The organism is Streptomyces sp. NBC_00483 (assembly GCF_036013745.1).
Classification (GTDB): domain Bacteria; phylum Actinomycetota; class Actinomycetes; order Streptomycetales; family Streptomycetaceae; genus Streptomyces.
In genome coordinates this window covers 4,460,010-4,471,524 of record NZ_CP107880.1, presented here as the reverse complement: position 1 = coordinate 4,471,524, position 11,515 = coordinate 4,460,010, and the positions used below count along the sequence as shown (strand labels likewise).

The window sequence follows — 11,515 nt, the reverse complement described above, 5'->3', positions numbered from 1 at the left end:
GTGGTTCCCCGGCCGATCTGGCACGGGTCTGGCACGGCCTTGAGTGGTGAGGCGTCTGACCCTTGTCGCACTTCATCTGGCGCCCTGTGGATCGGACGGAAGGATGGTCTTCTCGTCTGTGTGCACTTCCGTGAGTAGTTGAGTGAAACAGCGAACATCCGACAGGTCCGTGCCGCGTAGGTCGGCTCGCGTGAGGTCGGTGTTGGCGAGGTTGGCGTTGGTAAGTACTGCGCCGCGTAAGTCGGCCCCGGTGAGGTTGGCGCCAACAAGACTCGCGCCGCGTAGGTCGGCCCCGGTGAGGTTGGCGCCAGCAAGGTTCGCGTCGATCAGAAAGGCGTCTGTGAGCGTTGCTCCCTCCAGGTTGGCGTTGGTGAGTGTCGCGTCTTTCAGAAAAGCGCTGGTGAGGTCGGCGTAGCTTAGAACTGCACCAGCGAGGTGCAGCTCGTGGAGAGTTAGACCTGCGCGAATGGATACGTACGGGCGCAGGTCTACATCTGTCAGAAAGTTCAGAGCTATCTGGATGTCGGCGTCTGGAGCTTGGGGCAGTTCTGAGGTGGTGGCTGTCTTGGAGGTGCGGTCGCGAATGAATTGACGCAGAACCGTGGCGGCATCGGAGGCGGCTTGCTCTGGTGCATCTTGAAAGATTTGTTCCATGGCGAGAATGCCGCCGATACGTACGTACTGCTGCTCCGAGCCGAGGCGCTCCAGAGCCTTGGTGAAGCGATCCGTGATTTGCCCCCGCCGAGTGAGGTGGTATGTGCGGGCGGTGTAGAACAGGGCCATGCCTGCACCGAGGGCGGCAGTGCCAGCGACTAGTGCGGTACGCAGACCAGTCACCAGAGCGGCCGACCCCTTCGCCAGCTCGCTGCGGTCCAGATACTCGCCGTCGATGACGTAGGGGCCTCGCCACACCAGCCACGGTAGGCCGATGAGTACGGCTGCCACACAAATCACGGTGAGCGTGCGCATGACCCGACGGCGACTGTGAGATCTCTGATTGAGCCTGATTCGCCGTTGCTGAAGGCGAGGCAGGTTATTCCACGGGACGCCGTAACGTGCCTGGAAGTGGCGTGCGTGGATGCCGAGCATGACCCGGCGGAGCGCATGCTGAGTCTTCATATTTGCTACATGCCCAGTACTTGGCCGTTCGCTCGCGTACAGGCCCGCCGCAGCACGTCACCCACCGAGGCCCTCTCGCCGGTTCTGCGCGCGATTCCCACTCATACTCAGCCCACCGCTCAACCCAGCTTCCATCCCGTCCGCCGTCGACCCACACGTATGTGGTGCGGGCGTGGTTCATGGCGTCCAGGTGGAGCGCGCCACTGTACGAACGACCTGGACGCCATGGGCCACGTCTGCTCGGCTTTGCCTGGGTCGACGGCGGACGGGATGGAAGCCCTTCACGCAACCACCCGCGGACCCGCACCCGGCGGCGTTTCCCCTGGCCCCCGGTGTCGGCCGATCCCCCGCCGGAGGCATCGTCTTTGATCGCGGCTGGTGGCCTGTGTGATCAGCGGGCCACAGGGCGGTTGTGGATCAGGCAGCGTGGGCCCGCCGGTTGTCGCCACCATGATCCGGCCTGATCGGTGACCCAAAGCGTCGTTGGCCTGTGGTGCGTAAGTCCCCTTGTTTCCTACGGCTCGTTGCTGGTTGTGGCCCTTTTGGGGAGCGCCGGGCGGTCGGCGACGCGCAGCCGGTGACGGAGGCATGGAGGCGGCGGGGCGGCGGCCGGCTGGCGCCGCCCCGTGGTGGGGCCTTCGATCCTTCTGGTTGATCGTGATGGCTCGGGCCGGATGGTGGTTGATGGGGTGTTCTTGTGCGTGCGCCTCGTGGGCTTACGGGTGTTGAAGGGTTCTCCCCACAAGGTCGGATCATGGTGGCGACAACCGGCGGGCCAGAGCGGCCGTTGATCCGCGACAGCGCCCTTTGGCGGTTGGGTTGGCAATGATCGACGGCACGGGGCGCCCCGTGCCGCGAGCGGAGCGAGCCTTGATGAAGTAGGGAAAGTTCTATCGCGCTGGCGTCAGCCGCTTGCCGTTGTTGCTCCGCACGCAAGGGCTTGCCCGATCCCAGGGGCCGGTCGTCTCGACCTCGGTCATGTACTCGTACACCTCGTCAGGCGACAGTCACTCCTCGGCTGACATACGACTGTCCTGCTCAGGGAGGGGTGTGGTGACCTTCGGTGACTGAGGCCGACGATGTCAGGTCTGGATGTCAGAAGGGGCCCACCTCCGAAAATTCGGAGGTGGGCCCCTTCTGGACTGGTGCCCCCGGCAGGATTCGAACCTGCGACACCCGCTTTAGGAGACTGGCTTACCAAACCCCAGGATCCCTAGATCACATGGCTTCTGACCTGCTGCGGTACCCGCGCCGATCACGGCGGTAATCCTCCATGGAGATCGTTTGGGAGAGATTCGGGAGATCATCCCCGGTGGGCGGCTTCACGAGACTCACCCGGCCCCACAGCGCCGGCCACCCAAGGTTGCCCATCGCCGTCCAGAACAGTTCCTCCATGCCGTCGAGCCGGTGCTGCCGCATGTCCGGCGTCGGGTGCTGGTACACGCCCTTGATGCCCGGCCGCTTGTGGCCCGCCTGCTCGAACGAGAGCGCCGCCCGCACCCCGATCTGGTCCTGCCACGAATCGTGCGTGTGCCGCAGCGAGCGCATCGTCATGCCCGGCGCGATCGGCGCCCACGCCTCGCGATACGCCGCGCCCTGCCGCTTGGCACGCTCCTCGCGCCCATCCGCCGCGGGCCGCAACTGCTTGAGCCAGTTCGAACGCCGCCACCACTTCCCGGTCGGCGTGCACAGCATCCAATCGAACGGCCAGTCCTGAAGGTGGTGGAACCACAACCGGGCCAGGAACGGGGGCAGGTCCAGATCGCGCGTGCGCCACTCGTTCTTCGTCGGCTCGATCTTCTGGACGGTCCCCGTCTTCCGGCCGGCCTCGTCGCGCTGCTCGTACTCGGCGACCTCCTGCACGATGCGCAGCACGAAGCACTGCCACGTGCCGTTGCCCCACGGCTGGCGCCGCACGCGCAGACAGTTCGCCCGCTGCAGCCCGAGCCCCTCACCCCAGTTGACCCCGGTCCACGCGGTCGTGATGACGTGCAGCCCCTTCGCCGGGCCGAGCCGCTCGGCGACCTGCAGCACCGACTCCGGGGTGAACACCTTCTCGTCGTCGCTCCCGGCCGGTGCGATCGCGGGCGTCGTCGACACAGCTTTGGTGCGCCGACGCCCCTGGATCGGATTCACGGGCAGCCACCGGGCATCGACCGCGCCCGTGAGGATCGTCGACATCAGCGACACGCAGTGCCCCTTGGTCACGTCGTCGCACGGCAGCGTCATCTGCCACGAGTCGACGTCGAACCAGTTCAAGCTGATCAGCGGCGCGTGCTCCCACTTGGGCAGGATGTGCTTGTCGAGCAGGTCCCACCGGGTGCCCACGGTGCGGCCGCGCTTGGGCCGTTCGGCCATGTACTTGCGGGCGAACTTGCCGAACCCGGCACGGTAGAGATCGGGATCGATCCACGTGCCCTCTTTGATCTTTCGTTCCTGGTCCTCGCCCCACGACTCGGCTGTGTTCTTCGTCGGGAACCCCGGCTCGCTGCCGTACGTCCCGTCGGGTTTGCGGTACCGGGACCGCCACGTGAACTTCTTCGTGGCCTTCCCGGCCCTGACCTTGTAGACCTTCTCTGCATACGCCACGGCGCCCGCCCCTCGAACTTCCCGCTGTGACTGCCGACTTCAGACCGCGACCGCGTGGCCCGCATGCGCAGCGCACACTCGTGCCGTCTGCAGATTCAGCTGCGGATGGATCGCGGCGAGCGCCTCGTCGACAGCCTGCGCGCCCTCGCTCGTCAGCACGCTACGCCGGAACAAGCTGTCATCGGCGAGGACTTCGAGATGATCAGGGGATGGCTCGCGGTCTACCCACACGAGCGTCTGGTGGGGCATACCCACCACTCTGATCAAACGTACGCAGAAACGAACGCACACCAAGGACCACCCCTGTCTGACTTGGTGGCCCCCTGGTCAGCTCAGGCCATGGTTCCACACTTTCGGGGCAGTTGTGCCTGTCTCAACCCAATGGGGCGTGAGTGCTGCTATGAACCGTCGGCCGCGGACGGCGACTCACCATCGGCCGGCGACTGCAGCTGTGACTGAGTCGCCCGCCACGCCTTCAGCGCCGCCTCAATCTCCTCGGCCGTGGCGTCGAGGTCACCCTTCACGACGATGACGGCACGCGCGTGGTCGCCCACCTTGATGACGGTCGTGTCGAGCAGCGCGCCGTCGTCCTTCAGCTCGTGCACGATGCGCAGCGGCAGGCGCTTGTCGTCGAGGTCGACATCGGCCGGCGCCTTGCCGCCGCCGAGGCTGGCCGTGGCGTAGACGACGTGGTTCGGGTCGCCGCCGGACAGCACCTGCTCGACCGAGCCGTCAGTCCAGTTGAGCAGCCTCGCGTAGGAACGGATCGCGCGCGTCGGCTTGCCGTATTCCTGGCCGCGCTCGATGGCCTGGATCGTGGACAGGCTCGACTCCAGGGCGTCGACGACGTCCGGCTGTGTGAGGCCTTGGGACTCGCGGTCAGCCTTCAGGGCTTTGCCGAGTCGCTTCCAATCACGGTCCATGGTTCCCCATCATGCCTCACAACTGAGCCCAGGGGACAGCGCTTCTGAGCCTTTGACCTGCGCATTAGGTGCATCTTTCTACGCCCCATGGTTGCACCATGCGCCCCGCATATGCGCTTTGACCACACCCTCACACCCTCGCCTCACCCTCACTTCTGAGGCCTCCACTCTCAGAACACCTTGACTACACCCTCAGAACAGCCTTAGATTCCGAGTGTGAGACCGAACGGGACCCGCATCCGGGCACGCAGAACTGAGTGTGATCTGAGCCTTCGCGCACTAGAGGCGCGGACCGGCATTCACCGCAGCTACCTCTCGCGGCTGGAAACCGGTCAGATCCAGCACCCCGATCCGGAGCGCCTCCGTGCGGTCGCCCTCGCCCTCGGCGTCGGCACCGACGCCATCACCCACCAAGGAGACGACGTGCCCACGAAGGACACGACGGACCGGGTCAAGGAGCAGGCCGAGCTGCGCCGCTGGACGCCGCAGGAGGTCATCGACCTGCAGCTGCTGCCGTACACCAGCGCCCGCGTGCTCAAGCAGAAGTGCTACCGCCGCGAGCTGTGGCACCACCGCGACGGCGGACGGGTCACGTTCACCGCCGAGGACCTGCGCCGCAACGCGGAGCAGGCGGCGGTCGCCCCGATCGCGGCCTGACACAGGCCCCACAAACGCCGATGGCCGCCCGTGACTTTCCCGGCCCGAGCGACCACGACCGGCAACCCCACCAGAGAGAGGTCACCGTGACCACACAGCTTACCGAAATCGATCAGATCTCGGACTTGGAGATCAGCAAGCAGCGCGCCGCGTTCGAGGCCCTCGCCGTCATGGCGACGATGTTCGCGAACCTGCCCGGCGGATACATCACCGTGCACTCGGCCACCTCGCTGACGCCCTACGCCCGCATCAACCTGCAGATGGACACGGGGCAGGCATTCGAGCAGTGGCGCGTCGCCCTGCAGATCGACCCGGCCACCGTCACCCTGCACCGGTCCGACTCCCGCGGTTGGCTCGCCGCCGACGGCGAGTTCGCCGGCATCCCGGTCCACATGACCGGCCACCACCTGCCGCTCACCGACGAGCAGGCCGCCGAGCTGCGCGACCGGGCTGCGGTGACCGCCTGATGCGCGCCTACGACTTCTGGACCGAGGCCGGCACCGCGACGTCCGGCCCGTACCCCATCGCGTCCCTCGAGTTGCAGCCGGACGGCGAGCACAGGGGCAACGAGCTGCAGGTGATGTTCCGGTCGGGGATGCCGATCGAGCAGCAACTCGCCGTTGCCGACCGGGTCCTCGCCGGTGTGCAGCGCTGGCGCGACAACCTCGCTGAGGTCGCCGACCGGCAGCGCACCGCCGCCGACGAACTGGCGGAGGCCCGCGCCGAGATCGCCCGCCTCAAGGCGGAGCGCGAGGACGGTGACGACGAGTGAACACGCGCGCCATCAACGCTGCGTCCGGGGTCATCCTCGCCGCGCAGCAGCAGGGCCGCCTCGCCGCCGGCATCGCGCTCGCCCTCGACGCCGCCGGACTCCTCAACTCCCCGGAGCATGCCGCCGAGCACGCGGAACTGCGCAGGCAGCGGGATGCGTTCCGGGACCAGCGCAACGCCGTGTTCGCGACCAACGCGGAACTGCTCGCTCGTGTCGAGGAGTTGGGCCTGGCCCGCCTCAATGCCGAGAACGAGGCCCGGAAACTCACGCACGCCAACCGCGCGCTGCGCGAGCGCCTCGCCGAGCTCGAGGACGAGCGGGCCGAGACCCGGCCCGTCGACGAGGACCCGATCGGCTACGCGCTCACGGCCGAGGCCGAGCACGTGCGGGCCGACGACGTGGCGCCGCAGGTGCGCAAGCTGCGCGCGCTGCTCGCCGGACAGCAGCAGGCGGGCGGTGCCCCGTGCTGATCGTGCCCATCGCCCTCGCTTTCCTGGCCCTGTTCGGGCTCGGCTGCCTGCTCGTGTGCTGGGCCGTCGACCGCGCCTTCGACACCCCCGAGGAGCAGTGACCTTGTCCGACTACGACGACCTCACCAACGCCGACGTCATGAGCTACGCCGAGATGGAAGCGGACGACCGCGACGCCGAGCTGCGCCTCGACGCCGCCGACGAGGAGCGCGCCCTCACCGAGGAGCAGGCCCGCGCCGCCGAGCACCACCCCGCCGAGGACGACGGCGAGTGCATGGCCGAGTTCATCGACGGTTCGTGGACCGACTGCGGCTGCGTCGACTGCGAGGAGCGCGAAGCCGACGAGGCATTCGCCGAGTAGCCACCGAGTAGCCAACCGACCGGCCGGGCCCGCGACCACCCCCGAGCGGGCCCGGCCACCCCCACCAACCAGCAGGAAGGAGCGCGATGTTCGCCCAACCCACCGCCCACGGCAAGCCCGTCGCCGAGCCCACACCCGGCGACGTCATCGCCCGGCAAATCCGCCAGCTCATCAACGACACCGCGAACAACGCGCCCCGCTCCCGGCAGCGCCGCATCGGCCCGTCCGAGGTCGGCAACCCCTGCGACCGCGCCCTCGCCTACAAGTCCATGGACTGGCCCAAGGCACCCGGCGCCGACCGCGAACCGTGGGCATCCGTTCAAGGCACCGCCCTCCACACGTGGCTCGCCGAGCTGTTCGAGCAGCGCGACCCCAACGGGGAGCGCTACCTCGTCGAGCAGCGCGTCACCGTGCACCAGGGCTACACCGAGGACGCCACGATCGCGGGCAGCGCAGACCTTTACGACCGGCTCACCGGCACGGTCTACGACTGGAAGTGCGTCAGCCCCACCTCGCTCGCCAAGTACCGGCGGCACGGGCCCGGCGACCAGTACCGCATCCAGGCCAACCTCTACGGCCTCGGCATGGAGAACGCGGGCGAGGCCCCGAAGCGCGTCGCGATCGTCTTCCTGCCCCGGCAGTACCGCCTCGAGCCCTACGTGTGGGTCGACGAGTACCGACGCGACGTCGCGCTCGCCGCCATCGCCCGCCTGCAGCGCATCCGCGAGCAGCTGCTCGCCGTCGACCCCGAGGCCAACCCCGCCGCATGGGCCGCGTTCCCCACCAGCCCGGACGCCAAGTGCTTCTTCTGCGACTGGTACCAGCGCGGCAGCACCGACCTGGCCACCGGCTGCCCCGGCAGCACGTAGCCCCATCGACTCCCCGCCCCACGACTCCGGGGCGGGGCCACACCGGACAACCCCCAACGGCCAACGGCCACCAGGGACAACCCACCAAGGAGAACCACATGTCGATGTTCAACCAGCCCACCAGCAGCGGCGGCTTCTTCAAGCCCGCCGACGCCAACGGGCACCTCATCCTCGTCACCACCGTGCACGAGATCACCCAGCGGTACGACGACCTGCGCAAGAAGGACATGGACAACGCCACCGTCGACCTCGTCGACCTCGACGACGGCGGCCAGGAACTGCAGGAACGTGTCATCGTCAGCCACCCGGCGCTCGTCAACCGGCTGTCCGTCGGCGGCGGCCTGACCCTCGGCCGGATCGGGCAGATCCCCACCCAGTCCGGATTCCAGGCGTGGGCACTGCTCCCCTTCAACGAGGGCGTCGACGACAAGCGGGCCGAGCAGTGGGTGCACGCGCACCGGCCGACGTTCAACCAGGCCGCCACCCCTGCGCCTGCTCCGGTGCCCGCTCCCGCCCCGGCGCCGGCCGCCGCCGCGGTGCCGCCCGGCGTGAACACCACCACGGGCGAGATCACCACCCCGCCGCCCGGCCTCACGCCGCAGCAGTACGCCGCCGCGCAGCAGAACCCGGCCACCGCTGCGCTCGCCGCGCAGATCCCGGCGCAGCAGCAGCCGCAGGGCGAGCCCCCGTTCTAGACCCCGCCCCAACACCGGCCGCCGCCGCGCCGTACAGATCCCGGCACGGCGGCGGCCGGACCAACCACAGAACGGAGGGCCCCATGCCCATCGAAATCACCAGCACCATCGCGAACCACGTCCTCTTCCACACCGGGCACGGCGGCTACCCGGCCGGCTCGTTCACCACCGCGCTGCTCCGCGCGTGGGAGCAGGCCGACTACGCCAACGCCGCCCGACTCGCGCAGGGCTGGCCCGCCTACGCCGCAGCCCTCGAGCTGGTCGGCGTCCGCGGCGGCATCGACCGTCTGCGGTCCCTCGCCAGCAGCACCACCTGACCGTCCGCCGCCGGGATCCTCCCCACGCCCCCGCCCGGCGGCGGACACCCCCACCCCATCAACTCGCCACCGTCCGCCTCGCTTTGAGGAGCCCGCACCTTGAGCACCACCACGGTTCGCGCCACGCCCATCGACGGCGCCATGTGGCTCATCGCCCACGGCTTCGCCGTGTTCCCCGTGGACCATCCTGGGCTCGACCAATGCGCCGGCGTCGGCGACGGGCACGACCCCGCCACCTGCACCCAGCGCGGTAAGCACACCGCCGTCGCCTTCACCCGCACCCACGCCCGCGACGAGCAGCAAGCCCGCGCCCTGTTCGGCAACCAGCTCCGCAACGTCGGCGTCGCCATCGGCGCATGCACCGGACCCGACGGGATGCAACTGCTCGTCGTCGACTCCGACGAGCCGAGCGCCCTCGAGGAAACCGCCGCCCGCCTCGGCCACCAGCACACGCCCACCATGCGCGTGCACACCGCCAAGGGACACCACGACTACTACTGGGCACCCGCCGACCTGCGCCTCGGCAACCGGCTCGGCGCCCTGCGCGGCCAGTTCACCGGCGACGTCCGCGCGGGCAACGCCTACGTCATCGGCCCCGGCTCCGTCCACGCCACCGGCGTCATCTACGAACTCGACAGCGTCGACCAGCCCCCGGTCGCCGCCCCGGCCTGGCTACTCACCGCGCTCACCACCAAAGTCCACACCACGCCCACCCCCGCGTCGGCCGCCAACGCAGCGCCGCTCGACCTGCACGTCGGCCAGCTCGACGCGTACACCCGCAGCGCCGTACAAGCCGAGTGCAACGCCATTGCGGCCGCCGCCGAGGGCGACCAGAACAACCAGATCAACACCAGCGCCTTCAACCTCGGCACCCTCGTGGGCGCCGGCGCCATCGCCGAGTCCGAGGCCCGGCACGCCCTGCTCGCCGCGGCCCGCGCGGGCAACCACCCCGAGGGCCGGGCCCTGCCCACCATCAACTCGGGTCTCACCGCCGGGATCGCCCACCCGCGCACCCCGTGGCCGCCCGTCCGCCGCGACCGCAACACCCTGCTGCTCCCACAACAGCCCGCCCCCACCCGCGCAGCGGCGACCGCGGCCTGGACCGCGCCCACCGAGCAGCCCGTCCCGCTGCCCTCCCCGATGCCCGCCCGCGAATGGGACGACCTCGGCACCGCCGAGCGCATCATCGACCGCTACGGCAGCGAGGTCCGGTGGCTCGCCGACATCGAACGCTGGGCGTACTACACCGCCGGCCGCTGGTCGCTGAAGGCCGCCAACACCGGCGTCTGGACACGCGCCGTTGACACCGTCAACCGGCTCGAAGACGAGGCCGACCAGTACGACGACGCCCCACAGGACGACCCGTCCGGCGACCCGAAGAAGGACAAGGCCAGCCAGCGCGACCAGTTCCTCGCATGGGCCCGCAAGCAACGCATGCGCCCGAAGATCGCCGCCGCCCGTGAAGTCCTCCAGGCGTACCCCGCCGTGCACTCCACCATGGACGCGTTCGACCGGCCCGAGATGCTGCTCAACGTCGCCAACGGGATCGTCGACCTCGCCACCGGCCAGCTCCGCGCCCACGACCGCAGCCTCTACCTCATGCAGCAGGCGGCCATCGCCTACGACCCGACCGCCACCTGCCCCATGTTCGACGACTTCCTCGCGAGCGTCATGCCCGACGAGGAACGCCGCGCCTACCTCGCCCGCGTCACCGGCTACACCGCCACCGGCGGCACCGGCGAGCAGGTCATGTTCATCCACCACGGCGAGGGCCAGAACGGCAAGGGCGTCTTCATGCGCATCCTCATGGGCATCCTCGGCGACTACGCCCAAGCCGTGCCCGGCTCCACCCTCATGGCCAAGCGCAACGACGGCGGCATCCCCAACGATATCGCCCGCATGGTCGGCAAGCGCCTGCTGTCGACGAGCGAGACCGGCCGCAACGCCGAGGGCCGAGGCAAGCCCCTCGACGAGGAGCTGGTGAAGCGGCTCACCGGCGAGGACGTCATCAGCGCCCGCTTCCTCAACGCCGAGTTCTTCGACTTCCGGCCCGTCGGAAAGATCCACCTCGCGACCAACCACCTGCCCGACGTATCCGGCAGCCACAGCATGGCCCGCCGCCTGCACGACATCGGATGGGACGTCATCGTTCCCCCGGCCAAGCGGATCAAGGGACTCGACGAGCAGATCCTCGCCCGCGAAGCGCCCGGCGTCCTCAACTGGATCATCCGTGGCTGCCTCGACTGGCAACGCCAAGGCCTCGCCGTCCCCGACTCGGTCACCGCCAAGACCCGCGAGCACATCGCCCAGTCCAACCCGCTCGCCATGTGGCTCGAGGAGGAGACCGACAACGTCCTCGCCGCCGCCACCGAGAACAGCGAGCTGTACGCCAGCTACACCAAGTGGGCCGAGAAGGCCGGCGTCCGCAACCCCATGTCGCTGAAGGCGTTCACGATGCGCCTGGCCGAGGGCGGCTACGAGCAGACCAAGGACAGCCGTACCCGCCGCTCCGTCACCGTCGGTCTCGCGCTCGCCCACTTCGGCGGTGCCCGATGACCGCCGGTGCGAAGGGGTGCGAAGGGGTTGCGAAGGGTTTTGCGAAGGGGTCTGCGAAGGCTTTGACCTGCAAGTCGAAGGGGTCGAAGGGGTTTTTCCTCACCCACGCACATAAGAAGAAGGAAGAAGACGGGTCGCCCTATGCAAGGCGAGCATCGCGAAACCCCTTCGACCCCTACGCACCGCA

General features: G+C 68.9%; 13 protein-coding genes. 9 read left to right on the top strand and 4 right to left on the bottom strand.

Annotation, left to right across the window (positions count from 1 at the left end):
- Positions 1-72 precede the first annotated feature (72 nt).
- From OHA73_RS19855 to OHA73_RS19840, 4 genes are all read right to left on the bottom strand, one after another.
- A complete protein-coding gene (locus OHA73_RS19855) occupies positions 73-969 on the bottom strand; it encodes a pentapeptide repeat-containing protein (RefSeq protein WP_266711211.1) in 897 nt (298 codons plus the stop codon).
- Positions 970-2,337: 1,368 nt separating this feature from the next.
- Positions 2,338-3,708 carry a hypothetical protein gene (locus OHA73_RS19850; RefSeq protein ID WP_327655740.1) on the bottom strand — a complete coding sequence of 457 codons (1,371 nt, stop codon included), beginning with the start codon at positions 3,706-3,708 and terminating at the stop codon, positions 2,338-2,340.
- 39 nt (positions 3,709-3,747) lie between these two features.
- A complete protein-coding gene (locus OHA73_RS19845; RefSeq protein ID WP_327655739.1) occupies positions 3,748-3,957 on the bottom strand; it encodes a hypothetical protein in 210 nt (69 codons plus the stop codon).
- A 149-nt stretch (positions 3,958-4,106) separates the two neighbouring features.
- Entirely contained in the window at positions 4,107-4,631 is a 525-nt protein-coding gene (locus tag OHA73_RS19840) for a helix-turn-helix domain-containing protein (protein WP_327655738.1), read from the bottom strand.
- Between the two features lie 216 nt (positions 4,632-4,847).
- On the opposite strand from OHA73_RS19840, the gene OHA73_RS19835 reads away from it, so the two are divergent.
- From OHA73_RS19835 to OHA73_RS19795, 9 genes are all read left to right on the top strand, one after another.
- Positions 4,848-5,288, top strand: coding sequence for a helix-turn-helix domain-containing protein (locus tag OHA73_RS19835; RefSeq protein ID WP_327655737.1), 441 nt, complete (start codon positions 4,848-4,850; stop codon positions 5,286-5,288).
- A gap of 86 nt (positions 5,289-5,374) precedes the next feature.
- Positions 5,375-5,755, top strand: coding sequence for a hypothetical protein (locus OHA73_RS19830; protein ID WP_327655736.1), 381 nt, complete (start codon positions 5,375-5,377; stop codon positions 5,753-5,755).
- Positions 5,755-6,060 (top strand): hypothetical protein, encoded by a 306-nt coding sequence (locus tag OHA73_RS19825; RefSeq protein ID WP_327655735.1) that lies wholly within the window; start codon positions 5,755-5,757, stop codon positions 6,058-6,060. The genes OHA73_RS19830 and OHA73_RS19825 overlap by 1 nt, the downstream gene beginning before the upstream one ends.
- Positions 6,057-6,530 carry a hypothetical protein gene (locus OHA73_RS19820; RefSeq protein WP_327655734.1) on the top strand — a complete coding sequence of 158 codons (474 nt, stop codon included), beginning with the start codon at positions 6,057-6,059 and terminating at the stop codon, positions 6,528-6,530. The genes OHA73_RS19825 and OHA73_RS19820 overlap by 4 nt, the downstream gene beginning before the upstream one ends.
- A 103-nt stretch (positions 6,531-6,633) precedes the next feature.
- Positions 6,634-6,891 carry a hypothetical protein gene (locus tag OHA73_RS19815; RefSeq protein ID WP_327655733.1) on the top strand — a complete coding sequence of 86 codons (258 nt, stop codon included), beginning with the start codon at positions 6,634-6,636 and terminating at the stop codon, positions 6,889-6,891.
- A gap of 86 nt (positions 6,892-6,977) precedes the next feature.
- Positions 6,978-7,760: a hypothetical protein gene (locus OHA73_RS19810; RefSeq protein ID WP_327655732.1), complete on the top strand. Its 783-nt coding sequence runs from the start codon at positions 6,978-6,980 to the stop codon at positions 7,758-7,760.
- 98 nt (positions 7,761-7,858) lie between these two features.
- Entirely contained in the window at positions 7,859-8,455 is a 597-nt protein-coding gene (locus tag OHA73_RS19805) for a hypothetical protein (protein WP_327655731.1), read from the top strand.
- Between the two features lie 83 nt (positions 8,456-8,538).
- Positions 8,539-8,772 carry a hypothetical protein gene (locus OHA73_RS19800; RefSeq protein ID WP_327655730.1) on the top strand — a complete coding sequence of 78 codons (234 nt, stop codon included), beginning with the start codon at positions 8,539-8,541 and terminating at the stop codon, positions 8,770-8,772.
- A gap of 99 nt (positions 8,773-8,871) precedes the next feature.
- A complete protein-coding gene (locus tag OHA73_RS19795; RefSeq protein WP_327655729.1) occupies positions 8,872-11,328 on the top strand; it encodes a phage/plasmid primase, P4 family in 2,457 nt (818 codons plus the stop codon).
- The last annotated feature ends 187 nt before the right edge of the window (positions 11,329-11,515 follow it).